At 67.8% G+C, this 26,273-nt stretch carries 23 protein-coding genes and 3 pseudogenes; 9 read left to right on the top strand and 17 right to left on the bottom strand.

Going from position 1 to position 26,273, the window contains the following annotated elements; all coding sequences use genetic code 11:
- Together A5745_RS00455 and A5745_RS24905 are read left to right on the top strand one after the other, a co-directional pair.
- Positions 1 to 1,421 (top strand): cation-translocating P-type ATPase (locus A5745_RS00455; protein ID WP_139329370.1); only part of this gene is annotated, 1,421 nt, incomplete at its 5' end.
- Positions 1,418 to 2,197 (top strand): triacylglycerol lipase, encoded by a 780-nt coding sequence (locus tag A5745_RS24905; protein WP_083662624.1) that lies wholly within the window; start codon positions 1,418 to 1,420, stop codon positions 2,195 to 2,197. The genes A5745_RS00455 and A5745_RS24905, both read left to right, overlap by 4 nt.
- 13 nt (positions 2,198 to 2,210) lie before the next feature.
- Here the strand turns inward: A5745_RS24905 and A5745_RS00445 are convergent, their stop codons facing one another.
- The 6 genes from A5745_RS00445 to A5745_RS00420 form a co-directional block, all read right to left on the bottom strand.
- Positions 2,211 to 2,963 (bottom strand): DUF4383 domain-containing protein, encoded by a 753-nt coding sequence (locus A5745_RS00445; RefSeq protein ID WP_076114736.1) that lies wholly within the window; start codon positions 2,961 to 2,963, stop codon positions 2,211 to 2,213.
- Between the two features lie 80 nt (positions 2,964 to 3,043).
- A complete protein-coding gene (locus A5745_RS00440; protein ID WP_076114735.1) occupies positions 3,044 to 4,603 on the bottom strand; it encodes an AMP-binding protein in 1,560 nt (519 codons plus the stop codon).
- Entirely contained in the window at positions 4,600 to 5,484 is an 885-nt protein-coding gene (locus tag A5745_RS00435) for an SDR family NAD(P)-dependent oxidoreductase (RefSeq protein ID WP_175879740.1), read from the bottom strand. Before A5745_RS00435 ends, A5745_RS00440 begins: the two co-directional genes overlap by 4 nt.
- A gap of 90 nt (positions 5,485 to 5,574) precedes the next feature.
- The gene (locus A5745_RS00430) at positions 5,575 to 6,984 is read right to left on the bottom strand and encodes an aldehyde dehydrogenase family protein (protein WP_076114733.1); all 1,410 of its coding nucleotides are present in this window, start codon (positions 6,982 to 6,984) and stop codon (positions 5,575 to 5,577) included.
- 1 nt (position 6,985) lies between these two features.
- Positions 6,986 to 8,077 carry an AMP-binding protein gene (locus tag A5745_RS00425; protein WP_076114732.1) on the bottom strand — a complete coding sequence of 364 codons (1,092 nt, stop codon included), beginning with the start codon at positions 8,075 to 8,077 and terminating at the stop codon, positions 6,986 to 6,988.
- Between the two features lie 138 nt (positions 8,078 to 8,215).
- On the bottom strand, positions 8,216 to 8,989 hold the full coding sequence (locus tag A5745_RS00420) for an SDR family oxidoreductase (protein WP_076062016.1): 774 nt from the start codon (positions 8,987 to 8,989) through the stop codon (positions 8,216 to 8,218).
- Positions 8,990 to 9,176: 187 nt separating this feature from the next.
- Here A5745_RS00420 and A5745_RS00415 point away from each other — a divergent pair, with 187 nt between their 5' ends.
- Entirely contained in the window at positions 9,177 to 10,154 is a 978-nt protein-coding gene (locus A5745_RS00415) for an amidohydrolase family protein (protein ID WP_076114740.1), read from the top strand.
- Here the strand turns inward: A5745_RS00415 and A5745_RS00410 are convergent.
- Positions 10,151 to 11,080, bottom strand: a complete 930-nt coding sequence (locus A5745_RS00410) for an oxygenase MpaB family protein (protein WP_076114731.1) — start codon at positions 11,078 to 11,080, stop codon at positions 10,151 to 10,153. The genes A5745_RS00415 and A5745_RS00410 overlap by 4 nt on opposite strands.
- 101 nt (positions 11,081 to 11,181) lie before the next feature.
- On the opposite strand from A5745_RS00410, the gene A5745_RS00405 reads away from it, so the two are divergent.
- The 3 genes from A5745_RS00405 (at position 11,182) to A5745_RS00395 (ending at position 14,084) form a co-directional block, all read left to right on the top strand.
- Entirely contained in the window at positions 11,182 to 11,775 is a 594-nt protein-coding gene (locus tag A5745_RS00405; protein WP_076114730.1) for a TetR/AcrR family transcriptional regulator, read from the top strand.
- Positions 11,776 to 11,817: 42 nt separating this feature from the next.
- Positions 11,818 to 13,203, top strand: a complete 1,386-nt coding sequence (locus A5745_RS00400) for an adenylate/guanylate cyclase domain-containing protein (protein WP_076114729.1) — start codon at positions 11,818 to 11,820, stop codon at positions 13,201 to 13,203.
- Between the two features lie 140 nt (positions 13,204 to 13,343).
- Complete coding sequence (locus tag A5745_RS00395) at positions 13,344 to 14,084, top strand: methyltransferase domain-containing protein (RefSeq protein ID WP_076062006.1); 741 nt, start codon at positions 13,344 to 13,346, stop codon at positions 14,082 to 14,084.
- A 3-nt stretch (positions 14,085 to 14,087) separates the two neighbouring features.
- Here A5745_RS00395 and A5745_RS00390 read toward each other — a convergent pair whose 3' ends face one another.
- From A5745_RS00390 to A5745_RS00360, 7 genes and pseudogenes are all read right to left on the bottom strand, one after another.
- A complete protein-coding gene (locus A5745_RS00390) occupies positions 14,088 to 14,894 on the bottom strand; it encodes an SDR family oxidoreductase (protein WP_076114728.1) in 807 nt (268 codons plus the stop codon).
- On the bottom strand, positions 14,894 to 15,352 hold the full coding sequence (locus A5745_RS00385; protein ID WP_076114727.1) for a polyketide cyclase: 459 nt from the start codon (positions 15,350 to 15,352) through the stop codon (positions 14,894 to 14,896). The genes A5745_RS00390 and A5745_RS00385 overlap by 1 nt, the downstream gene beginning before the upstream one ends.
- Positions 15,353 to 15,482: 130 nt before the next feature.
- Positions 15,483 to 15,740: a hypothetical protein gene (locus tag A5745_RS00380; protein ID WP_139329369.1), complete on the bottom strand. Its 258-nt coding sequence runs from the start codon at positions 15,738 to 15,740 to the stop codon at positions 15,483 to 15,485.
- Between the two features lie 51 nt (positions 15,741 to 15,791).
- Positions 15,792 to 16,653, bottom strand: a pseudogene (locus A5745_RS00375) (SDR family oxidoreductase).
- 12 nt (positions 16,654 to 16,665) lie between these two features.
- Positions 16,666 to 17,430, bottom strand: a complete 765-nt coding sequence (locus A5745_RS00370; RefSeq protein WP_076061996.1) for a DUF2127 domain-containing protein — start codon at positions 17,428 to 17,430, stop codon at positions 16,666 to 16,668.
- 49 nt (positions 17,431 to 17,479) lie between these two features.
- On the bottom strand, positions 17,480 to 18,868 hold the full coding sequence (locus A5745_RS00365; protein WP_076114739.1) for an MmgE/PrpD family protein: 1,389 nt from the start codon (positions 18,866 to 18,868) through the stop codon (positions 17,480 to 17,482).
- A 54-nt stretch (positions 18,869 to 18,922) separates the two neighbouring features.
- The gene (locus tag A5745_RS00360; RefSeq protein ID WP_083662623.1) at positions 18,923 to 19,867 is read right to left on the bottom strand and encodes an IclR family transcriptional regulator; all 945 of its coding nucleotides are present in this window, start codon (positions 19,865 to 19,867) and stop codon (positions 18,923 to 18,925) included.
- Positions 19,868 to 19,903: 36 nt separating this feature from the next.
- Between A5745_RS00360 and A5745_RS00355 the strand changes: the two are divergent.
- The 3 genes and pseudogenes from A5745_RS00355 to A5745_RS00345 all read left to right on the top strand — a co-directional run.
- Positions 19,904 to 20,059, top strand: a pseudogene (locus tag A5745_RS00355) (short-chain dehydrogenase); the annotation flags it as partial.
- A gap of 243 nt (positions 20,060 to 20,302) precedes the next feature.
- Entirely contained in the window at positions 20,303 to 21,595 is a 1,293-nt protein-coding gene (locus A5745_RS00350) for a sodium:proton exchanger (protein ID WP_076114737.1), read from the top strand.
- A gap of 61 nt (positions 21,596 to 21,656) precedes the next feature.
- Positions 21,657 to 22,475 (top strand): SDR family oxidoreductase, encoded by an 819-nt coding sequence (locus A5745_RS00345; RefSeq protein WP_076114725.1) that lies wholly within the window; start codon positions 21,657 to 21,659, stop codon positions 22,473 to 22,475.
- Positions 22,476 to 22,488: 13 nt separating this feature from the next.
- Here the strand turns inward: A5745_RS00345 and A5745_RS00340 are convergent, their stop codons facing one another.
- The 3 genes and pseudogenes from A5745_RS00340 to A5745_RS24540 all read right to left on the bottom strand — a co-directional run.
- The gene (locus tag A5745_RS00340) at positions 22,489 to 24,030 is read right to left on the bottom strand and encodes an NAD(P)/FAD-dependent oxidoreductase (RefSeq protein ID WP_076114724.1); all 1,542 of its coding nucleotides are present in this window, start codon (positions 24,028 to 24,030) and stop codon (positions 22,489 to 22,491) included.
- Between the two features lie 29 nt (positions 24,031 to 24,059).
- Positions 24,060 to 25,868 (bottom strand): NAD(P)/FAD-dependent oxidoreductase, encoded by a 1,809-nt coding sequence (locus A5745_RS00335; RefSeq protein WP_076114723.1) that lies wholly within the window; start codon positions 25,866 to 25,868, stop codon positions 24,060 to 24,062.
- 66 nt (positions 25,869 to 25,934) lie between these two features.
- Positions 25,935 to 26,273 (bottom strand): annotated as a pseudogene (locus A5745_RS24540) (TetR/AcrR family transcriptional regulator); the annotation flags it as partial.

Below are 26,273 nucleotides of genomic sequence, written 5' to 3'. Positions count from 1 at the left end.
GCGGTTTCGCCGCCGCGATAGGCACGCTGAGCACCAACGGGTCGGCGCCGCTCCTGATGCTCAAGGGCGCCCCCGAGGTGGTGCTGCCGCGGTGCCGGTTCGCCGACCCGGACACCGACCACGAGCACGCGGAGTCGCTGGTGCGCAGCCTTGCCGAGCAGGGCTTGCGCGTGCTGGCGGTGGCGCAACGCGACTGGGAAAACGGCACCACCGACGACGAGGAGACCGACGCCGACGCCGTCGACGCCGCCGCCCAGGACCTGGAGTTGATCGGCTATGTGGGTTTGGCGGACACCGCGCGGGCGTCCTCGCGCCCGCTGATCGAGGAGCTGGTCGCCGCCGACCGCAACGTGGTGCTGATCACCGGCGATCACCCCGTCACGGCACGGGCGATCGCCCGTCAGCTGGGCATGTCCGAGGACGCACGGGTGGTGACGGGTGCCGAGCTCGCCGGCCTCGACGAGGACGCGTGCGCCAAACTCGTCGCCGACGTTCAGGTGTTCGCCCGCGTCAGCCCGGAACAAAAGGTACAGATTGTCGGCGCGCTGCAGCGTTGCGGCCGAGTGACCGCGATGGTCGGCGACGGCGCCAACGACGCGGCCGCGATCCGGATGGCCGACGTGGGCATCGGGGTGAGCGGTCGCGGTTCCTCGGCCGCCCGCGGCGCCGCCGACATCGTCTTGACCGACGACGATCTGGGCGTGCTGCTCGACGCGCTCGTCGAGGGCCGCAGCATGTGGTCCGGCGTTCGTGACGCGGTCACGATCCTGGTCGGCGGCAATGTGGGCGAAGTGCTGTTCACGATCATCGGGACGGCCCTCGGCACCGGCCGGGCGCCGGTGGGGACCCGTCAGCTGCTGTTGGTCAATCTGCTCACCGACATGTTCCCCGCGCTCGCGGTCGCCGTCACCTCGCAATACGTCGAACCCGTCGAAGGCGATTACGACACCGAAGACGAGGCCGACGAGGCGCGGCGTGAACACCAACGCGCGGTGCTGACCGGGCCGACACCCTCCCTGGACGCTCCGCTGATGCGCCAGATCGTTACCCGAGGCGCCGTCACAGCCGCCGGGGCGACGGCCGCCTGGGCCATCGGCCGCTGGACGCCCGGCAGCGAACGCCGCACGGCGACAATGGGATTGACCGCACTGGTGACGACGCAGCTGGCGCAGACCCTGCTCACGCGACGGCACAGCCCCCTCGTCGTGGCGACCGCGCTGGGCAGCGCGGGCGTGCTGGTCGGCATCGTGCAGACCCCGGTCGTGAGCCAGTTCTTCGGATGCACGCCGCTGGGGCCCGTCGCCTGGACGGGCGTGCTGGGTGCCACCGGCGGCGCCACCGCGATCTCGGCGCTGGCGCCCAAGTGGTTGGCCCGAACGGTCGGTCTGGATGACGAGGCCGACGACGAGGGCCAGGCGTGAGCGACCCGGCCCGTTTTCCGCACGACCCGGCTGGCGTCCCCGATGCGGATGGAGCGCGCGCACCGGGACATCTGCTGCGTGCGCTGGAATGGCGCACCGGGCTCGAATACCTGGCGGCCCGCCGCGGCTTGCGGCGGCGCCTCGCCGATTGGCCGCGCGGCGACGGGCATCCCGTGCTGGTGATCCCCGGGTTTCTGGCCGGCCCCCTATCGACAGATCTACTACGAAATGTCTTGCGCCGCTTGGAATACCGGGTTTACGACTGGGGCCTCGGGTACAACGTCGGGTACCGCGCCAGCATGAAGGAGACGCTGCCGGAACGCCTGCGCCACATCCGCGAAAGGTCCGGCGGCCGCCGGGTCAGCATTATCGGCTGGAGCGCCGGCGGAATCTATGCCCGCGAGCTGGCGCGCGCGTTCCCCGATGAGGTCCGATCGGTGATCACCCTGGGCTCTCCGTTCCGCGGTAACCATCGGGCCAGCACCGCCTGGAGAGCATGGCGGCTGCTCAACCGCGGCACCGACGCCACCGACGCGGTGGCGGAATCGGCCCGAAGCCGCCGCGAGCGACCGTTGACCACGCCCACCACCTGTATCTACAGCAAGACAGACGGGATCGTCGCCTGGCAGTGCTGCACCAGCCTCCCCGCGCCGCGCACCGAAAACGTCGAAGTCCACAGCAGCCATCTGGGATACGGCCACAACCTGGAAACCCTGTCCGTCATCGCGGACCGTCTCGCCCAGCCGGAAGACGGCTGGCAACCGTTCCACCGCTGACCATCCGGCGGTGTCAGTGGTGACGTATCCAGACGACGATGAGGACGCCGGCCGCCAGGACCGCCAGGGCCACCGGCACGACGGTGGCGCGTAACCGCACCGCCTCGGGCGCCCGCGCGGTCCCCGGTGGTTCCGGAGTGCTGCGACGCGCGGTATGGACGTCGACCGGCGGCGTTGACCCTGGCGGGTCGCTTGAGTCGGGCGGACTTGGGTTGTCAGGCGCACCCGACTCCCGCGCGGGCACTGCCGGGGTCGGAGGCTGTCGCGGATCGCGTCGACGCCCGCGCCGCCGCACCCAGGCCTCGTCCCCCAACTCGTCGGGAATCAACCACATCAGCAGCCCGAGGTTGACCACCGCCAGCACACCGTGCAGCGCGACATCGGCGGCGTGGAACCCCACCGCCGTCGGCATGTCGCGAGACGTAGCGACCGCGCTGAAAAACAGCAACACCATGTAGGCCACCGCGCTCAGCGCGGTCACCGCTACCGCCGCGCGGCGATGACTGACAGCCGCGATCGCCACCAACCCGAACGCCAGCAGGATCGCGCTGTGCGCCGGAGCCGTCGCCAGGCCGAGAACCGGGACGCCGGTGGGCCCGGCATGTGGATGCAGGGCCGCCGAGACCAGCCCGGCAATGCCGAACGCGCTTACCAGCACGCCCTCGGCCAACAGGAACCAGCGCCCGTTGCGGAACCGCTTCGGGTCCGTGCGGACCCGGCGCAACCCCGACGTCAACCCGGGAACGTGCCCCGCCGTAACCGGCATCGCACACCTCCACGTGCACACAAGAGTCTTGCGATGTCGGCTACCCACAAATGGGCGGCACTAACGCCGGCGTGGCCTCGCTATGTCTCGAGCAACTTGCTTCGGATGACCTTGCCGGCGGGATTGCGTGGAATGCTGCTCACGACCTGGATGTCCCGGGGCTGCTCGAAGCGAGAGACCTTGCCCTTCAAGTACTCCCGCAACCCGGCCTCGTCGATGTCGCGCCGCGCGACGATGAACGCCGCGAGGCGCCGGCCGAACTGCTCGTCGGGGACGCCGACGACCGCGGTCTCGGCGACGTCGGGATGATCGGCCAGCGCGTTTTCCAGTGCGCGCGGATAGACATTCTCACCGCCCGAGACGATCATGTCGTCTTCGCGGCCGACGATGTAGAGCCGGCCCGAGTTGTCGAGGTAGCCCATATCGCCGGTGCTGGTCATCCGGTCGATGATGTCCTTGGCGCCGCCGCCGGTGTAGCCTTCCGCGCCCAGTTCACCGCCGACGAAGATGCGACCGGTGACCCGCGGCCCGACCGGTCTTCCGTTCCGGTCGAAAATCCGCACCGGGCAGCCCGCGACGGGCCGGCCCACCGTTTCCGGGGCGTGTCGCAGTTCGATCGGCGTGGCCAGAGCTCCGATGCCGACCTCGGTGGAACCGTAGCCGTTGTAGAGGATGTCGCCATAGGCATCCATGAACCGACGGGCCAGGCCGGGATCGAGCCGGTCACCGCTGGATATCACTACCCGCAAGGACGACAACGGGTTTCGCGCCCGCACCCGTTGCGGCAGGTCGAGAATGCGCGCCAACATGATCGGGACCACGCTCAACGCATCGGCACGCTGCAGCGAGGCCCGCGCCAGGGTGGCCTCGGCGTCGAAGCGACGATGGGTCAGCACGGTGCCGCCCAGGCTTACCGTCAGCATCAACATGCCGAGCCCCAGGCCGTGAAACATCGGCACCGCGACCGCGATTCGCGATCCGACACGCAGCCCGGTGCGCTCGAGGATTGTCATGCCGACACCGATTCCCGAACTCATCCGCGGTACCCGCGGGACACCCCGCGGCACCCCGGTGGTGCCAGACGTCAGCAGAACGAGCCGGCCCGAGTCGGCGACCTTGGGCCGTGATTCACCACGCGCAGGCTCGACGGTCGCCGGATCGATTACCCTGACGGACTCGCCCGCGCCGCGTACTTGATCGGCAAATTCGTTGTCGCAGAACACCGTTGCGATCTCGTGTGAGCTCAACGCGCCGGCCAGCGCGTTGACGCGAAACTCCGTGTTCACGAGCACCACGTCGGCGCCGACCAGGGCGGCGGCGAAGGCCGAAGCGGCGAAGTTGCGACCATTGCGACACATGATCCCCACCGCCTGGCCGGGCCCGACACCGTCGAGGGCGAGCCCGCGCGCCAGCGATTCGGTGTTCTCCTGGAGCTCGCGGTAGGTGATCGCGCCGTCGTCGTCGATCATCGCGGTGCGGCAAGGCCAGCGGGCCGCCGCGACGGCCAGCAGGGTGTAGAGGTTCGTGCCCCCTCGATAGACCTCGCGGACCAGGCGCGCCACCCCGATCGGCGCGGGCGGGGTCAGCAGTCCGGAAGACAGCAGTGCCCGCGCCGTCGTCGCGACCACACTGTCGGTCATGCACGATCCTTGCCGGTGCTCGCGAAGAACCGGCGGTGCCACAGCCGGGCGGCGCGCTCGGCGGGCCCGGCCAGCAGCACCGAGGCCAGCTCGGCCGGCCAAAGCCAGGGCGGTTCGTTGCTGCGGGGCCGCTCGATGATGGTTTTGGCGATCGCGTCGGCGGCCTCATCGGGAGACAACCCCGGCAGCCTGCCCAGCAACGGCGTGGGCGCGATCATCCGGGTGCGGACCAGCGCGAAGTAGACCGACGTCACGTCCACGCCGTCGGCATGCAGTTCCGGCGCCACGCTGCGCAGCCAGCGATCGAATGCCCCCTTGGACGCTTGGTAGGCGCCCCATTGCGGTCCCGGTACGACGCGCGCGGCGACGCTGGACACGTTCACGATGTGCCCGGCGCCGTTTTCGCGCATGGCCGGTAACAGACCGAGTAGCAACCAGATCGGCCCGAGGTAGTTGATGTCGATCGTGCGCTGGAAGTCGTGCGGCCGGTCGTACTGGTGGTGCAGGGAGCGGCGCAGCGACTTGCCGGCATTGCTCACCACGATGTCGAGCGCCCCATAATCCTCGGTGACCTGTTTGGTGAGCGCGCTGACCGCGGCCTCGTCGGTGAGGTCTGTCGGGTAAGCGACCGCCTTGCCGCCGCCGGCGTTGATCGAGGCCGCGAGGTCGTCGAGCCGTTCCGCGGATCGGGCGACAACCAGCACGGTCGCGCCCGCCGCGGCCAGTCTGCGGGCCGTCGCCTCGCCGATTCCGTAGGAGGCGCCCGTGACCATCACGGTCTTGCCGCACACAGCGGCGCGCAGCTTGTCGGGATCCGATATCCGCGCCGGATTGGCCAGTCGGTCGGTAGCCCTCTTAACGGCCTCTGCTATTACGTTCACCCTCACCGCATTCACCGAAATGGCTGACTAGTCCTGGTGGCGCGCTCGGCCCCACGTTACTCGACTCGCAACTACGGCTACCAGACCGCCTTAGTCGCCGATAAAGCCCTTGGTGCGCATCAGGACATCGGCCAAAAATCCGTCGTGCGGGATTTCGGGCGCCGAGTGGAAGGTCGGGTAATGGCCGCGGTACACGTTGGCCACCGTGGGTTCGGCGAGCAGGTCGTCGATCAGCTCGTCGTCACCCGTGATCGCGGTGACCACCAGCGAATGCCGCAGCGGCGCCACGCCGGCACCGCGTGACCACGGCGATACCCAGACACACGGGAAGGGCAGCTCGACGTTGAGCGTGTTATCGAGCTTTCCCGAGCCGGGCTCGGCGAGTAGATGCACCGCGGGCCGCAGTGCGGCAGCGCCGTCACCGAGGTGGGCAACCACCTGGTCGGCGCCGAGCAGCGGCGTCGTGCCCGCCGCCTTGGCCGCCAGGTAGCCCGCGATGGCCCGCGCCTTGTCGATGGGTTGGGTGGGCAGGACGGCGCATTCGTCGTCGCTGGGCAGCGGCTCGATCGTCGCCAACCGCGCGGCGATCGCCCGGGCCAGCGGGCCGGGGTCGCCCTCGTAGAGCACCGCGGTGGTGTTGACGCACGCCATCCCGCCCAGATTGGCGATCGAGTCGACGGCCAGGTCGATGTGCTCGCGCCAGTCGCGGTCGGCGGTGATCAGGATCTTCGCCCGCCCAGGTCCGTTCACGATGACCGTCGGATCGTTGGCGTATTTGTCCGCCACGTCCCGGCCGCCGTACACCATGGCCAGGTCGGCCGCCCGGACGATCTCGTCCGCGCCGCCGTGGTCGGTGGGCAGATACACCGCGTCTTCGGGGCGAAATCCCGCCTCGCGCAGGGCATTCACCAGCCGGTGTGCGGTCAGCGGCTCACGGCGCGACGGACGCACCGCGACGCGGTAACCCAGCGCGAGCGCTTGCGGCCACAGGCCGTGCACGCCCGGGCCGTTGCCGGCGGCATGAACCGTGAAAACTTCGCCGCGCCGCGCCCACACCGCACCCCCGCCGCGGGCGAGCTCGTCGCGCCAGTCGACGGCGGCGCCGACGGGCCGACTTGGCCGCACCGCATCGAATGCCGAGGCGACCGCGGCGGCCACGCCGCGCGCCCCGGCGCGCGTGACCGCGATCGGCAGCCCCGAAATCCGGCTGGCCAGCCCGACATAGCCCTCGAAGTCCAATCCGGCGATGACGGCGGTGGAAAAGATTTCGGCCGCGGCGGCCAGAGCCGCTTCGCGCCGGGCGAGCGGCAGCGGCCGGACCCGTCGTTGCGCGCTGATGGTGCGCGAAACATAGAGCGGCGGCACAATACTGAGCTCGACGGCCGGCGCACCGGCCGTGGTCGTGACGAGCTCACTGTTGCGGGTTCGGTACTCCCCGCTGGACCCGAGCGCGTCGATTTGCACTAAATCGGCTGTGACACCGGGTGTTTCGCCAGACATCTCAGTAGACACCCTCGATGACCGCCTCGCCCTCGAAAGTCGTGACGGGGCGCACCGCGCTGACCGAATCGCTGATTTCGGCTGCGGGCCCGGGCATCCGGATCGCCATATCGCGTTCGACGTTGTTGGGTATGAACATTCCTTTGCTGACGTGGTTCATCACGACCTGGCCGAGCCGGCCGTACGGCACCCGTTCTCCGGTGTCAGGATCGACCACCCAGAAGACCACGTAGGGCGTGCGCGGATCGAAGGCGAACGAATCGCCGTCGGTGCGGGTAACGGCCTGCGACAAGACCATGGTGCTACCGAAGGCCATCGTGATCGTCGTCTGCGGGAAGATTTCGCGCAGCAGATCGAGGGTGTCGGCGTCGACATGCGCGCCGCTGAGCAACAGGTAGCGGATCTTGGCGTTCACCAAGTCCACCACCTGATCGTCACGCGCAATCGCCTCCAACAGCGGTGGGGTGGTGTGCAGATTCGCGACGTTTTGCGTCCGCAGGATGTGGACGGCCTGCTCGACGACGTGGTCGACGTAGGCCGCGACCTCGGTGCCCGCATTGCGAGCGGCGAGCTTTTTGACCCAGCGGGGATCGATGTCGATCGGGTGGAACACCGACCCGAGGCGCTCGGAGACCAGCCGGGAGAAGTAACCCACACCGTGGGGGCCGCTCGGCATCAGGCAGAGGAAGCCGCGGCCGGCCAGAAAGCCGCCCGCGGCGAAGTCCTCGGTTTGCCATTGCACGACTTGGGCGATCCAATCCGGCAGTTGCACAGTACGTTTCGGGGCGCCCGTGGTGCCGCCGGATTCGAATATCTGCGGCAGCGGCGCCTGGGATCCATAGCCGCGCGGGATGAGGTCCTCGACCGGCACGCTGCGCAACTCGTTGACGAGGTTGGGAAACAGCCGCAGATCCGCGAAGGTCTTGACGTCGGTCAGCGGGTTGAAGTCCAGCGTCCGGGCCATCCGCAACCAGAACCGTGAACCGGTCTCTTCGCCGAAGTGCCAGCCGATGGCCGCCCGCAGGTAGGCCTCGGGGTCCGGCACGGGCATCGATCGGGGGACGTCCAAGAGCGAAAAGTCAACCGGGGCCATGGCATCGATCCTGTCCCATTGCCGGCCCGCCCGCCACGCTCGTCTTACCCGCCGGGCATACGGGCCCTGAACGTTGTTCGACGCCGCGGCAAAATCGAAGCGACTAGCGGGTTTTCGGCGTGCGGCCGACGACCTTCCTCAACCGCCGGTGCGTCCGAGTTCGGACGCGACGGCCTCGTTGAAGGCGGGATAGATGTCGTCGTAAACCCCGCTGCGTTCGGCGAACCGGAACGCCTTGACACGCTCAACGACAATCTCGTCGGCCTGTGGCTGGGATTGCAGCAGCGACATCGTCTCGGTGACGTATTCATCGAGCGGCATTGCGTCGGGGTCGAATCCGCGCTCGCCCTGCAACGCGGTCTGCACTTGCGGCGGAATGACTTCGATCACCTGCACGGAAGTATCGCGCAGTTGGAAACGCAGCGACTGGGTGTAGGAGTGCAGCGCCGCCTTGGTGGCGCAGTACGTCGGTGTGAAGGCGCTGGGCACAAAGGCAAGACCCGACGTGATGTTGAGTATCGCGGCGTGCGGCCTCCTGAGCAGCGACGGCATCAGGGCCGAGGTCAGCCGGATCGGACCCAGCAGATTGATGGCGATGGTCCGCTCGGCGGTGCCCACCTCGCCGTTGATGAGGTCCTCGACCCGCTGGATCCCGGCGTTGTTGATGACGACGTTCAGGTCGGGGTAGCGGTCGGTCAGCTCGATGGCGAATCGCCGGATGCCGGCCGGGTCGCTTTGGTCCAGCGACCAACTTTCCATGCCAGGGTTGGCCTGCGCGACAGCCTCCAGCAGCTCGCGGCGCCGAGCCGCAATGATGACCTGGTTGCCCAGCCGGTGGAACGATTCGGCCAGGCCGCGGCCGATCCCGCTGCCCCCGCCGGTGACCAGGACGGTATTGCCCGTCATCTGCATCGCGGTCTCCTCCTTCGGGTTTCGTCACGGCCCGCTCACCTGGCCGACGTTGCCTCGTCAAGGCGCGGCTGCCAGACCGCGTGAAACTGCACGTTACCCAGCTCGCACGGGGCGTCAAGGATGCGCACCCGGCTCGGGTCAGGCAGGCTCACAGGCGGCGGCGTGCGACGCGCAGTGAGGAGTGCCGATGCGCTACATCGCTTTGGAGGAAGCGTTCTTCATTCCCGAGCTGGCCGATCTCCAGCCCGCCCATCAGCGGCTGATGCAGCATTTCCAGCCCGCGTTGCGCGAGGAGTGTGAGCGCCGCCTGTCCGATTTCACCGAATACCGGCTACCCGATATGGACAGCGCCGGCATCGACGTCCAGGTCTTGTCCCTGACGTCCCCGGGGCTGCAAGTCGACCTGGACGCCGAGAGGGCGCGCGACAACGCACGGTTCGCCAACGACTATCTGGCGAAAGTCATTGCCCGGAACCCGGATCGGTTCCAGGGGTTTGCCGCTTTGCCGCTGCAGGATCCCGGCGCCGCGGTGGCCGAGCTGGAGCGCGCCGTCACCCAGGACGGGCTGTGCGGAGCGCTGATCAACGACTGCATCACCGGCCCCGCCGGACGCTACTTGGACGCACCCGAATATGACGAGCTGTGGTCGGCGCTGGAATCCCTTGGCGTACCGCTGTATTTGCATCCCGGCGCGCCGCCGGCCGATCGCTGGCGTGTCATCGACGGGCGCCCGGAACTGTACGGCGCGACGTGGAGCTGGGCGGCCGAGGTCAGCGGGCACGCGCTGCGGCTGCTGTTCGGCGGCGTGTTCGACCGCCATCCCACGGCGACGCTGATACTGGGACACATGGGCGAATTCCTGCCCTTTCAGCGCAGCCGGTTGGATTCGCGCTACGCCACGCTCGCGACGGCAAATCCGTTGCCGCGCCCGCCGTCGGCCTACCTCGGCACCAACATCGTCTTCACCAACAGCGGGGTGTTCTCGCCGGCGGTCATGATGGGGGCGGTGCTCGAGGTCGGCGCGGACGCGATCATGTTCTCCATCGACTACCCCTATGAAACCTCGCGGGAGGCGGTTGACGGGTTCGAGCGGACAACGCTGAGCGCGAGCGACCGGGAGAAGATCGCGCACGGCAACGCCGAACGCCTGCTGCGCATCGGTTAAGCGGCCGGACGGTTGTGCAGCCCGCGTGGGTCGACACCGGCGCGGCGCCACGCCGCGGCCGCCCAGGGCGTGTAGACGAACCAGAGCGGCAACCGGTTGACGACCGGATTCAGCGCACGCACGGCCGCCGCAAACCGCTGAAATCGCCTCTCCTTCTTGGCATCCCATTCCAGTTCGCACACCTCGCGCATTTGCGCCGGCATGGTTCCGACCAGAACGAGGCGGGTGTAGGCGTTGAGCGGCGCGGACAAAGCCTTCCAGACCGGCTTGGGAATCCAGCGTGGCCCCGGTATCCCCTTGCGGATGTAGCCGGTGCCGTACAGCACGGTTTTGTGCGGCACGAATCGTTCGAGCATGTCGTCCCAGTAGGCGACGAACTCGTCATAGGTCTGCGGCTGGTTGCGGGAACTGACGCCGTAGAGGTCGTACCAGACCTTGCCCTCGTTGAAGATCCGCTCCTTCTCCGCGCGCGACAGCCGGCGAATGAAGGTGTCGGTGTTGTAGATGACCTGGTCGACGAACGTGGCGTGGGCCCAATAGAACAACTCGGGATTGAGCGCGTGGTACCTCGAGCCGTCGCTGATGGTGCCCTTGATCGGCTTGTGGAAATCCCGCACCCTGCGGCCCCACTCATGGGGCTCGTCGGAGTAGACGGTCTTCATCAGCGGCGGGGCGGTCCGCTTGGCCCGCCCCAGCGTGTCGCTGAAAACCACCGAGTGGTCGAGCACTCCCTGGGCGAGCTGCTCGATGCAGTTCTCGACGCCGGCCGTGCGCTGGAACCCGAAGAATTGGGTGCGGTGATCACCGTAGAACTTCCAGATCAGGGAATCGGGTCCCAGCCGCGGCAACGCGTCGGCCGTTTCGTCGTCGACGGGCATGGGCACCGCTTCGCGCACCCCGCTGTCGAAATCCTGTCCAGCGGTCATCGCAACCTCCTCGCCCCGCGGTTGTGATACAGAGAAACAAACGAGTATCTTTGTGTCACGATAGCATCGGCGCGCCGAGATTGCCCTGGGGGTCGTGATCCATGCAGAACCGCAGCCTTGACGGCAATCTCGGTGAAAGGACCGACCTCGAGCGCACCATCCTGGATACCGCGCGAGCGGTCTTCGAGACCTACGGCGTGCGTCGCGCGAACATCGAAGACGTCGCCGCCCGCGCCGGGGTCAGCCGCAGCACCGTATATCGGCGTTTTCCCACCAAGGACGACCTGCTGGAACAAGTGGTGCGGCGCGAAGCCGAACTGTTCTTCGCCACCCTGGACCGGGCCACTGCCGGCTGTGATCCGCGACAGGCCGTGATCGAGGCGTTCGCCCTCGGTGTGCGCCTGGTCCAGGACTCGCCGCTGTATACGCGGATCGTCGACAGCGAACCGGAACTATTGGGCATGTTCTCCCGATCGCACGCGTTCCCGATTCGCCAGTTCGCCGACGGGATCGCCAATAATCTGCGGAAGTGTGGGGCCGAAATGCCCGAGCCCGACCTGGCCGACGTCGCCGACATCCTGCTGCGCGTCGCGCTGGGCATCATCGTCTTCCCCACCGACCGACTCGACATCTCCGACGATGCGGCCGTCCGCGACTACGCCGCCCGCTATCTGGTGCCGATCATCGGCCGCTGACGGGTGTTCGACTTGTCGGTGTGCTGAATTAGCCTTATAGCCGTGCCTGGATTTTCTGGGACACCACGAACCCGATACGCCAGCTGCGGTGACACGGACATCGCCTACCAGGTGTTCGGCGATGGGCCGATCGACCTGCTGCTGCTGCCCGGGCCGTCGATTCCGATCGACTCGGTCGACGCCGAGCCGTCGATGTACCGCTTCCAGCGCCGGTTGGCGTCCTTCGCCCGGGTGATCCGGCTCGACCAACGCGGGATCGGGCTCTCGTCCCGCGTGCCCTCGATCGACATGATCGGGCCGAAATTCTGGGCGAAAGACGTGGTCTCGGTGATGAACGCGGTGGGATGCGAGCGCGCGACGGTCGTGGCGCCGGGCTTCACCGCGATGACCGGGCTCGTGCTGGCCGCCGATTACCCCGACCGGGTCAGCAGCCTGGTGATCATCAACGGCGGGGCCCGCACCTTGTACGCGCCCGACTACCCGATGGGCCAAGAACTCGACACCCTCGATCCCTACACGACGATCCTCACCGACCCCGACGCCGTCGAGCAGGGCTTCGACATGCTGCGCATCATCGCGCCGAGCGTCGCCGACGACGACGCGTTTCGCTCCTGGTGGGACACGGCCGGCAACCGCGCCGCCTCGCCGAGCATGGCCCGCGCGATGATCACCACCATCCGGCACTCCGACGTGCGCGACACGCTCCCGCGCATCACCGCGCCGACGCTGATCCTGCATCGCCGCGACTGCGACTTCACCCCGGTTACGCACGGTCAGTATCTGGCCGAGCACATCGCCGGATCGCGCTTCGTCGAGCTACCGGGCGAAGACACCCTGTACTGGGTCGGCAACACCGCGCCGATGCTGGACGAGATCGAGGAGTTCATCACCGGCATGCGCGGCGGCTCGGATGCCGAGCGCCTGCTCACCACGATCGTGTTCACCGACATCGTCGGCTCCACCGAGCGCGCCGCGGAGCTGGGCGACAACCGGTGGCGCGACCTGCTGGACAACCACGACACCATCGTCCGTCACGAACTTCAGCGGTTCGGCGGGCGCGAGGTCAACACCGCCGGGGACGGATTCGTCGCGACCTTCAGCAGCCCCAGCGCCGCTCTCGCCTGCGCGGACGAAATCGTCGACGCCATCCAAGTGCTCGGCGTCGAGGTCCGGGTGGGCGTTCACGCCGGCGAGGTCGAGGTGCGCGGCGCGTTGAAGAACGACATCGCCGGCATGGCCGTGCACATCGCCGCGCGGGTGGGGGCGCTGGCCGGGGCCAGCGAGGTACTGGTGTCCTCGACGGTGCGCGACATCGTCACCGGATCGCGCTACCGGTTCGCCGACCGCGGCGAAAGCACGCTCAAGGGCGTGCCGGGCCACTGGCAGTTGTGCGCGTTGGTGCGCGAGCGCGCCGTCGTCAATCGTTAACGAAGGTCACATTTCGAGCCGGTCGAAGCACCCGGCGCCTCGGCGTAGGCTGCCAGTCAGGGGGCTGCGCCGATCCGAATTGCCGACGGCTCCCGGTCCGATTTTGGTGTCCGGCTTGGTATTTGAACGAAGGAAGACACATGACCGACGTGCACGTCTCGCTGCCTCCCGCGTTGCGCCGAGCGCTGGATCTGCTTGCCGACCCGCCGGCGGATCCCGACGTGAGCAAGGGTTATCTCGACCTGCTGAGCACCGCCGGCGACGAGGCCGTTCCGAAAAATACGGGTCCGATCCAGGCGGCGTGGGCATCACCGCTCGGGTCGGCGCTCTACGACAATGCCCAGGCCCTGGCGCGCCGGCTGATCAGCGCGTGGCAACACCCGGTCGAGTGGCTGAACATTCCGTCGGGCGGGACCGCGCTCGACGTGGGCTCCGGCCCCGGCAACATTACCTCGTCGCTCGCAGCGGCCGCCGGGCCGGACGGACTAGCCCTGGGGGTCGACATCTCCGAGCCGATGCTGACCCGGGCCGTCCGCAACGAGGCCGGTCCGCGGGTCGGTTTCATCCGGGCCGACGCGCAGCGACTTCCCTTCCGGGACAACACCGTTGACGCGGTGGTCTCGCTGGCCGTGCTGCAACTGATTCCGAACCCGGCGGCCGCCCTTGCCGAGATCGCCCGGGTGCTGCGACCGGGCGGGCGGTTGGCCATCATGGTCCCCACCGCGGGACGCGCCGCTCGTCTTTGGCAGCTGCTGCCCAACGTCGGGGCGCACGCGTTCGGCGATGACGAAATCGCAGACATCTTGGAAGACAACGGATTTGCCAGCGTGCGGGTCAACACGTTCGGCACGTTGCAGTGGGTGCGCGGCAAGAACGGGTGAGTCTCAGTCGCGCTTCATGGCCGGGTGGCCGCGGGAGAGCAACGGCAGCAGCCACTCGGGGGGTGTGACCCGGAAAAGCGCCGAGGCGACCCGGTTGACCCGACCGGGTACGACGACGGCCTTGCCCGCCGCCAGCCCGTCGATGCCGGCCTGCGCCACCTTCTCGGCGGGGATCCACATGATCCGTGGTAGCGCCGCTTCGGCTTCTTCTTTGGAGAAGCCGGCCGCCTCACCGAACCCGGTGTCCACCGGTCCCGGGCACAGCGCGGTCGCGCTGACGCCGGTGCCGCGCAGCTCACCGCGCAGACTGTAGGTGTAGGACAGCACGAACGCCTTGGCGGCGCCGTATGCCGCTTGGCCGGGCAGGGGACCGAGCCCGGCGATCGATGCCACGTTCAGCACGGCGCCCCGGCGGCGTTCGACCATTCCGGGCAGGAACCTGCTGCAGAGATCGACGACGGCGGCCACGTCGACCTCGACGAGGTTGACTTCTTGCTCCGGAACGGATTTCGCGACCAGCCCGAGCGTGGAGAATCCCGCGTTGTTGATCAGGATGTCGGGCGTCAGGCCGAGCGCCGCGACCCGGCCGGGCAGGGCGGCGCGGGCGGAGCGGTCGGACAGGTCGGCGGCCAGCGGGTGCGCCTGCGGGCCCAATCGTCCGGCGAGCTCGTCGAGACGGCCGGCGCTGCGGGCGACCAGCACAACGTGGTGGCCGCGCCGCGAAAGGATCTCGGCGAAGTGCTCGCCGATGCCCGAGGAGGCGCCGGTCACGATGGCGGCCCGGTCGCTGGCCGGCGCTGGAAGAGCCACTATTGCCCGGCTTGGGCGAGCACGGCGAGCTTGTCCATCGATTCGCGCAGCATCTCGGGCGTCGTCGAGCGGGCTTTCTCCAACCGGGTCGGGTCGGTCAGCGCGCTCCAGTCGTAGGTGTGGGTGACGTTGGTCAGCGTGGCGTTGATCTGGTCGAGTTCCCAGCGCCATAGGTGGCCGGGCGGCTGCTTTCCGGGTTCCGCAGGGCACCAGGCGATCTTGCTGCCTTCGATGAATTCGACGACGTGGTTCTCCCGCACCGCGCCGTTGGTCAACGTCGTCTTGAACACGTCGCCGACCCCATGGACGCGCTGGCCCGGAGCCGAGGAGGCCAGGTTGTTGTTGCCGTCCCAGCTCGGCTGCGTGGACGGCTCGGCGATCAGTTCGAATATTCGCTCCGCGCTGGCGGAGATTGCGCGGGTGGCTTTGACGATGGTTTCGGGTTCGGTGTCTGCCATGGGGCAATCCAAACACTTTGCGCGCGCTCGTGGGGGCCGGCCTTCGCGCCGAACGTGCGTCTAGCCGCACTCTCGATGTCGAATGTGCGGCTGGCCGCACGCTCGGCGGTTAATTAGAGGTGACTGGCGATCAGCAGCGCTCAGCGCCTCTGCGCATCACCCTCAGCTCGCCGCGCACCCGGCGCGACCTGGTTCCCAGCACTGCCTGGAGCGCATCGCAGGCGCGCGCTTTGATGGGGGCGACGACGTCGAGGTTGGTAGGGCTCCGGTTGATCCGGCCCTGCACGGTTGCCACAATCTCGATCCTTTGTTTGTTCGGCCGGTGAGCCGACTGATCGAATTTGACCGCGGCTCTTTTACCAATGTGCCGCGCGCCGGTAAACGTCACGAGAAACGTCGTTGTGGTGTCGGGCACAACCCACGCGGCGCATGTGGTCAATCACACGTCGCGCGTGCCGTTGCCGCTTCGGAAGCGTCGGAGAAAGTCCAGCAGTCGATAGGCCGGCACAGGTTTCGGCCAGTCGTCGGCGCGGAAATAGGCGTCCGAGCCACCGTCAACGAAAACAACACTGCCGCAAAGGAAGTCGGCGGCATCCGACAACATGAAGCACATCCAGTCCGCCATATGCCGGGCGTCGCCGAACCCGCCGACCGGAATCGGAAACGACCGGACCGCTTTGGCCTCGGTGGGATTCGACAGCTGCTCGGCCAGCAGCGGCGTCATGATGGCCCCGGGCGCAAGGGCATTCAGTCGCACGCCCGAGCCCGCCCACTCCGGCAATACGGCATGCCGCCGAACCCACCGGCTGACAGCGATTTTGGAAGCGGCATACATCATGGTGGGCGCCGCCTTACCGAACAGCTTGACCGAACGCACCGCCCTGTCGGCATCGTGCGCAAGCAACGCCCGCACGGCTCGGCGCGGGACCGCCGGGACCGTCGTCGTGGAGTTGCTGGCCACGACGACGGCCTTGGCGCGTTCGGCGGCGGCCAGCGCCGGTCGCCGGGCGGCGAGCAGCTCGACCACGCCGAGGTAGTTGACTTGGGCGATCTGACGCGGACGATCCGGGCTCGGGCCGGGGCCCAGGCCGGCGGCCAGCACCGCACCGTCGAGCCTGCCGGCAGAGGCGGCCAGGACGTCCTGCGCGGCCTCGTGCCGCCCGTGCGGCGTGGACAGGTCGGCGGTGACGTCGGCGTCTTTGATGTCGACGCCGATCACCGTGTGGCCGTCGCCCCGAAGCCGGTACGCGGTCTCGCGGCCCATCCCGGAAGGCGGACCCGGTGATCGCGTAGGTACCCATGCACTCTCCTCGTCAGGCCGTCATGGCGGCGCGTTCGACGTCGAGAAGCTGCTCACCGCGCCGCTCCTCGTCGTAGGCTTTGCGCCCACCCCGCAGACCGAATAACCGTTTCGAGATCAGCAGGTAGATCACCGCGAGGATGTTAATGGTGAAGGTCACCACGCGAGTCATCGTGATGCCCTTCGCCAGGTCGTGGATCTCCAGCGGCAGGAAGACCGAGGTGGCTATCACCGCGAAGTATTCACCCCAGCGCTTCAGCAACCACAGGCCGACGCCTTCGATGACCTCGATCAGCGCGTAGGCGGTCAGCATCAACGTCAGCAGGGCCAGGGTGGACGGCTTGGCGGCCAACGCCTTTTCCAGTTCGTGCACGATGGTCATCTGATCGACCTTGAATCCCGCGGCACGGAAAATGGGCAGGTCGCGATCGAGGGTGGCCTGGATGGCGCCCCGCGCCCCGCGAAACTTCCACACCGCGTACGCCGCCAACACAATCACGACCGCGCGGAACAAGCGCTCCACCGCGAGCGTGCGAATGATGATGGCCTGGCGTAAGGCCTTGCCGCGCATGATCATCGGCGCATCTTCGGCATGTCCACGTGCGTGTGGCTCACCGACGATGAATTCACCGCAACGCAGGCATCGCCACACCTCGCCCAGCCCGGTGGTACCGCTTAGCCGGGCGGCGAGGGCCTCCTCGTCCGGTGCGTACGTGACGTGCCCCGCGAGCGCGCAGGTAACCAACTCCCACCGATTGATGCCGCGATCTTTGCGCATGGCCGATCATTCAACGCGGGCGGCGAGCCACGCAAGGGGGCGCGCAGCGTCAGAAGCGGGGACGACTCCGCGGCCCTTGGGCCTGGGGGCGCACCGCACCCAGCAGTTCGGTGAGCTCGGCGACGGGAATCTCGTCGAGGCGCCCGACGGCGTTGACGATGTCGGCGCGCAGCGCCTCCTCGCAGAAGGGCTCGGCGAGCCAATGGAACTTGTCCACGACGCGGTCCCATGACATCGGGCGGGTGGGTGATCCCTCGTAATCGGATTCCTCGCGGCTGAATTCCCGCCCGTCACGGGTGACCACATGCACCCGCGTCGCCGTGCGCCGCGGGTAGTCCGCGGTCAGGTCGGCCGCTGGCTTGACCTCCACCCGTGACAGCAGTTCCTGGACGTCGCCGCGCAGGACCCGTTCCGTCTCAAGCTGTTCGGGGCCGACTCCGCCATCGAGTAGGGCGACGGCGCTGAGGTACTTGAGGTTGTAGTCGGCCTGCTCTTTGGTCCGTGGGTGGTCCTTGCCCCCGTAGGCGCCACCGCCGGCGATGTCGTATGCGCTCTGAAAGACCTCGAGCGTCACCCGAGCGACATCGTCGCCGCGCAGATCGTTGTCGGTGCGGATCGCCAGTACCGACTCGATGATGGCCTGCCCGTGGATCAGTGCGCAGTACTGCTTGAGATACGTCTGCTCGACGCAGGTCAATTCGCGGTCGGCGGTGTGGAAATCGATCGGCTGACCGAACAGCTGCACCAACCCCTGCGGACCGTCGAACAACGACTTGGGCCCGGTGACGCCGCGACCGGCCAGCATCGTCGCGTAGACCGCGCGCATCGCGGTGATGGCGGGCGAGATGCCCTTCCAGTTGGAAACCGGTTCGGCATGCACGGCCGCGAGGGAGACGTTGTCGGCCGAGGAGGCCGAGATGGCGTCGGCGGTCTGTTCGGCGGCCAGCCCGAGCAGCTTCGCCGATCCCGCGGCAACCGACATCGCCAGCTGCAGTGCATGATTGAGTCCGCGCGCCATGACCGGAACCTGCGCGCTGAAGCGACACTGGACCTCGTAGGCGACCGCGAGGGCCAGCAGGAAATCCGCCCCGCCGGCATCGACGTGTTCGGCCACGGCCAGCACCGCACCGAAGTTGTCGGCGGGGTGGCACAGTCCGCCCACGGTGAGGTAGGTGTCGAGCAGATCGGGGTAGCGCACCAGCACCGAATTGAAGAAGGCGGCCTGATCCACCGATGCCCGCCCGCCACCGATGAGGGTCGCCGTGGCGGCGCCACCGAATTGGTCGGTGTGTTCGCGGATCGTCGCGACGAGCTCGCCGTCCAAAGACCCGACGGCACAGGCGATGCTGTCCAGCACATTGCGCTTCAGCAGCGCCCGCGGCCGCTCGCCCAGGTCCGACTGCTCGGCGCCGACGACAAAGCCGGCAAGGTCATCCACAACGTAGTTATGTGCCACGACTTTTCGCCTTCCGCGCGTCGGTACCTCCTCACGCTAGACGGCGCGATTTGCCACTTCCTCCTGCCGTTCGGATTCGCTGATGGCCGACGTTTCAGCGGTGAGCTTTTTCCCGATCGCTTCGATCTGCCGCGCCGTGAGGGGGCACAACGGATGCACGGCCACCATCAGGGCAGCGCGGCCGCGATGGTCGAAAACCGGTGCGGCGATGGTCACCACGGGTTGTTTGCGGCGGCCCGGGTTGTCGTCGGAGAGAAAGCCGATGGTGGTGAACTCCACGAGCAACTGGTCCAGGATGTGTCGCACCGGCGTCGGCATTTCGTTGCTGTCCAACGTGCCCACCACCTGGACGGCCTGTGCCAGCGCCGGCGTCGTCCAGTCGACGTCGAATCCGCGGTCGCGGGTGTGCTCCAGCACGCGTTCCAGGCGCCGCGTGCGATCGGCGTTGCCGCCGGCGCCGCGGCGGATCCACGCCCGCTGTTCCTCGTCGGTGTCCCACGCCGCGAGCGCCACGCCGAACGGCGGGGCGTACGGGATTCGATCGCCGGGTATGCCAGACGGCTGGGTGGCGGGGTCCCCCTCGAAGGCCGTGACCACCAGTGAATCGCCGAATCGTTCGACGACGGAGCCCGCATAGCCGACCGCGCCGGAAAGTCGTAACGCCGCGGAACGCGCGGCGTGGGCGAGGGGCCGGGCGGTGTCCATCCGCGCGCTCACCACCGCCAGCGCGGGTCCCAGCGTGAAGGTCTTCGCGACCGGATCGCGGCTGGCCCACCCGCGATCACACAGCGTCTTGAGGATCGCGTGTGCCGTCGCCTGGGTGAGATCGAGCTCGCGCGCGACGTCGGAGAATCGCAGCCGCGCGTTTCCCGACCGGGCCAGGAGCTCGACGACGTCGAGTACCCGGGCGGTCGGCGCCGACGACGATCCGCGAATGTCTTGACTCCTCTGCAGCGCGATTCCTACAGTAATCGCGAACATTCGAGAGTATATATCGATTATTCGAGAAATCGACGCGTCATCGCCGAGGCCTTCGACAACCTCACCAACCGTCCCACCTGGATCGTCGGCGAGGACATGCGCGCCGCCCAGCAGATGATGGCCTCGCTGACCCGCAACCAGCTCGTCGATCTCTTCACCCAGGCCGCCACCGCGGCGATGGGACCCGGATAGCGAGCTATCGGTGGTGCAAAACCGCACCACAACACCACGAGCAGGTTTGCCAAAATTTCGGATCAGCGTATCCGAACTTTTCGATTACCCGACTGGCCAGCAAAGACTGGCGATGTGGGCCGTCACGTCGCTCGTCCGCGACGTTGCTGGCGCGGACACTGTCGGGTAGCTTTGGAAAGCAGTTCGCCCGGCCCGCGAGCCGAAGTAAGACCAGTGATCGGCACCTCCGGACCGAAGGATGACATGCTCGCAACAGGCAGGCCGCCTGCCCGCACCGCCGCGGCAGCACGCTCGCCGCGCCGCACCCTGACCCGCTCGGCTGTCTTCACCACGATGTTCATCGTGCCGGCGGTGGTGGTGCGAATCGTCGGCCTGAATCCGGACCCCGTCGCCGCCCTGCTGATTTTCGGGGCCGCCGTTGTGGCGGCCAGCTTCGTGCTGGCGTGGGCGGCCGAAGCCGCGCAGATCGATGTTTCCGGCGGGCTTGCGATCGCGATCCTGGCGTTGATCGCGGTGCTGCCGGAGTACGCCGTCGACCTCTACTACGCGTACGTCTCCGGCCACAATCCGGACTACACCCAGTACGCGGCGGCCAACATGACCGGATCCAACCGGCTGCTGATGGGCCTGGGCTGGCCGGTCGTGGTGCTGGTCAGTATTGCGGTGGCGCGGAGGGCCGGCGCCGCCAAGGCTCCTGCCTTGAGGCTGGCGCCGGCCAACCGCGTCGAACTGGGCTTCCTGCTCATTGCCGGTGTGATCGCGTTCGCGATACCCGCGGTCGGTCAAATCCACCTGGCGCTCGGGCTGGCGCTGTTGGCCTGGTTCGGCTTCTACCTCTACAAAGTCAGTCACGGCGAGGTGGAAGAGCCCGACCTGATCGGTACCGCCGCCGCGCTCGGCGAGCTGCCCGACCGCCGCCGGCGGATCGCGGTCGTCGGCCTCTTCGCGGCGTCCGGCGCGGTAATTCTGCTGTGCGCCAAACCATTCGCCGACAATCTCGTCGCGGCGGGTACCGAGTTGGGCGTCGATCGCTTCCTGCTGGTTCAGTGGCTCGCCCCGTTGGCCTCCGAAGCGCCCGAGTTCATCATCGCGACCATCTTCGCCGCCCGCGGCAAGGGCACCGCGGCCATCGCCACGCTGATCTCGTCCAAGGTCAACCAATGGACGCTGTTGATTGGATCCTTGCCGGTGTCACACCTGCTGGGAGGCGGCGGATTCTCCCTGGAGCTCGACTCCCGCCAGATCGAAGAGGTGCTCCTCACCGCCACCCAAACCCTGATGGGTGTCGCCCTGATCCTGGCGCTGCGCTTCCCCCGGGCGGCGGCCTGGGCGCTGCTGGGGTTGTTCGTCGTCCAGTTCCCGATCGCCTCGACCGAGGGGCGGCTGTTGCTCTGCATTGTCTACACGGTCGTGGCCATCGCGGGCCTGATCGTCAATCGGCACCACTTGGCCGCCACCATCCGGGCCCCGTTCGTCGGGAAGGCGATCCGTCATGGCGGTCACCCTTCGTTGGAGGGTTCCCCAGCTCCGCCCTAACGGGCGGGATGCCTTGTATAGCATCCGAGCTGACTAACGACGACTCGGATGTGGAGCGGCCGTGGCTCGGGAAGTGTTGACCGTCATCGGCGTGGGCGGCATGGGACAAGCGATCGCACGGCGCCTCGGCGCCGGCAAGACCGTGCTGCTCGCCGACTACAACGAGGAAACGCTGGCGGCGGTGGCCGAATCGCTGACCGCGGACGGCCACCACGTCGAAAGCCGCAGCGTCGACGTCGCGTCGCCGGAATCGGTGCACGGGCTCGCCGAGTACGCGACCTCGCTCGGCAGCGTCACGCAGGTGGCACACACCGCCGGGCTGTCCCCCTCGCAGGCCCCCGCCGAAGCGATCCTGGCCGTCGACCTGCTCGGCGTCGCGCTGGTTCTCGACGAGTTCGGTGCAGTCGTCGCACCGGGCGGCGCCGGCGTCGTGATCGCCAGCATGGCGGGCCACATGTTCCCGCCGATGGGCGCCGACCAAGAGCGTGCGCTCGCCCACGACCCGCCCGGCGAGTTGCTGCAGCTGGACTTCATCCGCGGCATCACGGACCCGAACCTTGCCTATCCAATCGCCAAGCAGGCCAACCATATTCGGGTCCGCGCCGCGAGCGCCCACTGGGGACGGCGGGGCGCCCGCATCAACTCGATCAGTCCCGGCATCATTTCCACACCCATGGGGCAGCAGGAGCTGGCCTCCCCCGTCGGCGACGGCATGCGGGCGATGGTCGCTATGTCGGCGACCGGTCGCCTGGGAACTCCGGACGACATCGCCGCCGCCACCGCGTTTCTGCTCGGGCCCAACGCCTCCTTCATCACGGGCACCGACCTGCTGGTCGACGGCGGGGTCATCGCCGCGATCAAAGCGGGCAGCGCCAGCTAGGAAGCCACCGGTCTCAGTCGGCCGCGCCGGCAAGCGCGCGCTGTCCCGCGTCCGTCTGCTGCCGGCGACCCGGGGCCGCCCCGGTGCGGTGGACCCAGTCCCGCGGCCGCAGCCGCCAGGTCCGGCGGGCGTATTCCAGCTCCGTGTATGGCCATTGGGTGACGATTCGCCCGGTGGGCGAACGAAAGTAGCTGTCACACTGCGTCCAGATGGTGCGCTCGAGGTCCGCGGAAAGCTGGTCGTTGTAGCGCTTTTCGGCCTCCGGGTGCACATCGACGTAGCCGCCTCGACGCGCCACCCTGCTCACAGCGCTGGCCACCAGGCGCGCTGCCGCCTCCAGGATGTAGACGATCGAGTTGCCGCCCTGGTTGGTGTTGGGGCCATAGAGCATGAAGAAGTTCGGGAACCCACCGACGGCCACACCCAAGTAGGCGCTGGGGTCGGGTCCCCACCGTTCGTGCAGACTCTGTCCGCCGACCCCGATCACGTCGATGCCCGCCAGGTAACTCGATGTCTCGAATCCGGTGGCCAGCACGATCGCATCGACGTCGACGGTGTCTCCGGCCGCGGTGAGCACCGACGTCTCGGTGATGCGCTCGATGGGGTCGGTGACGAGCTCGACGTTGGGCTTCTGCAGCGCCCGGTAGTAGTCGTCGCCCAGCAGGACCCGCTTGCAGCGGAAGGGATAATCCGGTGTCAGCGCGCCGCGCAACCGCGCGTCGTCCACGGTGCGCTCCAGGAACGATGTCGCCACGTGCGAGCGCGTGGCAACGATCGGGTCGTCGGCAAACGTGGCGGTGTTGTCGTGCTGGAATTTCCAGATCTGCCACCGGGTGCGGCGCATCGCCACCGGATTGCGCCGAAACCGCGCCAATTCGCGTGCGCTGTAAGGACGGTCGTCCTTGGGCACCATCCATGGCGGCGTGCGCTGAAACACGACGAGACGATCGACGACCTTGGCCAGTTCGGGAACAACCTGCACTCCGCTGGCGCCGGTGCCGATCACCGCAACCTTCTTGCCTACCAGCTCGATGCCGTGATCCCATTGCGCGGTGTGCATCAGCGCACCGTTGAACTCGGCCACCCCCTCGATGTCGGGAAGCCTGACGCAGCCGAACAGGCCGACCGCGCAGACTACGGCGTCCGCCGACAGCATTGCGGTCTGCCCGCCGCGGTCCACCTGGCAGTCCCACCGCCAGGTCTCGGCATTCCAGCGCACGGTGCGCACCTTGGTGCCGAGCATGAGGTGGCGCCGCAGGTCGAAGTCGTCGGCAACCGACTCCAGGTAGGCCAGAATCTCCGGCTGCCGGGCGTAGGTGCGGCTCCAGGATTTGTTGGGCGCGAACGAAAAAGAATACAAGTGGCTCTGGATATCGCAGGCGGCGCCGGGGTAGGTGTTACGCCGCCAGGTCCCTCCGATGCCGTCGGCGGCCTCGATGATCACCAGGTCGTCGATGCCGGCACGGCGTAATGCCACAGCCGTGGCGAGGCCGCCGAAACCCGCGCCGATGATCGCGACCTTCGGAGAGCGTCGACGCCGGGTCGCCGCCCTCATCCGCCCGACAACGTACCGCCGCCGACGCGTCACGGCGCGTCCTGTCGGCCGCGAATCTCGAAGCCGTCCAAATCCCCCGCGGCCCGCCACTTCTCCAAGATGTCGGCATACTCCGTGGGTGCGCCAAAGAAGAAGCTGCCCTGCCGGGTCTTGGCGTCCGCTTTTCCCTCGCGGTTGTAGTAGCCGGGAGTGCACGTTTTGGCGCGCTCGGCGCTCGCGACCGACCGGGCGACGACCGTGTCGACCCAGGCGGCCTCGGCGCCGGCTGACGCCTCGACTTCGATGGCGTCGTGTTCAAGTGCCCACGCGATGATCCAAGCGACGTGAGTGGCCTGCACGTCGAGCAAGTAGGGAAAGTTCACCGTAAGGCCCGCCTGGGCGATGCTTTCGATGAAGCAGTTCGGAAAACCGTTGGCGCACAGTCCCTGAAACGTTCGGACGCCGTCGTCCCACCGTTGGGTGAGCGTGACGCCGTCGCGGCCGATCAGCTCGAAGCCGGTGCGGCGGCAGTAGTCGGTGCCCACCTCGAAACCCGTTGCGAAGATGAGGCAGTCGAGGTCGTACGAAACCCCGTCGACGACGACGCCGGACTCGGTGATGCGTTCGACGCCGCGGCCCCGGGTGTCCACCAATGCGACGTTGTCGCGGTTGAACGCTTGCAGATATTCGTCGTGAAAGCAGGGTCGTTTGCAGAAGTAGCCGTACCAGGGTTTGAGCGCCTCGGCGGTGACGCGGTCGACGACGATGTCGTCGACTCGCGCCCGGATCTCCTCCATCTTGGCGAAGTCGGCGATCTCGATGTCCCGGGTCCGCTGTTCGGGGTTGGCCGCCCCTTGGAGGTCGTCACCGTCGTGGCGCATGACCGGAAGCTTGCGGGTGATGCTCGTCCAGGCATCGGCGACGAGATCCTCGGGCGCCTGCCCGCCGGCCGTCAGGATCTGGAAGTTCTGTATCCGCTCGCGCTGCCAGCCCGGCTGTAATGTGCTGGCCCACTGCGGATCCGTGGGCCGGTTGGCCCGCACGTCCACCGAAGAGGGTGTGCGCTGGAAGACATAGAGCCGCTGCGCGGCCGCGGCCAAGTGCGGCACACACTGGATCGCCGTCGCGCCCGTACCGATAATCCCGACACGCTTGTCGGCCAGGTTCTCCAGACTCGCGCCGGTGTAATCGTAGTCCCACCTGCTGGTGTGAAACGCCTTCCCGTGGAAGGCGCCGATCCCCGTGATGCCGGGCAATTTGGGTTTCGCCTGATACCCGTTGGCCATCGAGACGAACCTGGCCCGCATCTCGTCACCCCGGTCGGTGCGGATGATCCATCGTGAACTTGCCTCATCCCAACGGATCTCGCACACGTCCGTCTGCAGACAGGCGTCGCGGTACAGGTCGTAGCGCTCGGCGATGCGCTGGCAGTGCGCAAAGATCTCGGGCCCCTTGGCGTATTTTTCCGTGGGGACGTAGCCGAGCTCCTCCAGCAGCGGCATGTACACGTAGGACTCGACGTCGCAGGCGATCCCGGGATAGCGGTTCCAGTACCAGGTGCCGCCCACGTCGGCCGCCCTGTCGATCAACCGCACGCTTTCGACGCCGAGTTGGCGTAGCCGTGCGCCGGTCAGCAGCCCCCCGAAACCCGCACCGATGATCGCCACATCAACCTGATCGTGCAACGGCTCTCGCGCGAACTTGCCGTCCACCCAGGGGTCGTCGCCGAATCGGGCAAACTCACCGGCGATCTCCACATACTGGGCGATCCCGTCGGGCCGCAGTCGCCGGGCCCGCTCCGCGGCGTATTTCTGCCGCAGGGCATCGATGTCGAACGCGCACCCCACGGTCTCGGTCAAGGTCTCGGCTCCACTCTGCGAGAGCCCGACTCTATAATCAATCGCTTGATCATATCAAGCAGATCGCTACGATCGACCGAACAGCGCTCCCCTGACCAGCATCTTGGCCGCACCCAGAGCGGCGTGGTAGTCCTCGGCGGGCAAGGTCGCCGCGAGCTCGGTCAGGCCGTAGATGAGCGCATAGAGCGCCTCGACGGTGGCTGGCGGATCCGGCCGGTCGGCGAGCTCACCGCGTCGATGCGCCTCGTCGACAACACCCTGGATGATCTCGCGGAAAGTTTCGAACCCGGCATCTCCGGCCCCTCGGCCGCCGACGGCGAGAACGTTTTCCGCCCGGATCGCCCATTCGAACGAGGCGAGGTCTGGGTATTCGCGCATCAACTGTCCGCATTCGTCGAGCACCGC

The organism is Mycobacterium sp. IS-2888 (assembly GCF_001954215.1).
In the GTDB taxonomy this organism is placed as follows: Bacteria; Actinomycetota; Actinomycetes; order Mycobacteriales; family Mycobacteriaceae; genus Mycobacterium.
The sequence above is the reverse complement of the archived record's forward strand: the minus strand, read 5'-3'. Positions and strand labels throughout refer to the sequence as shown.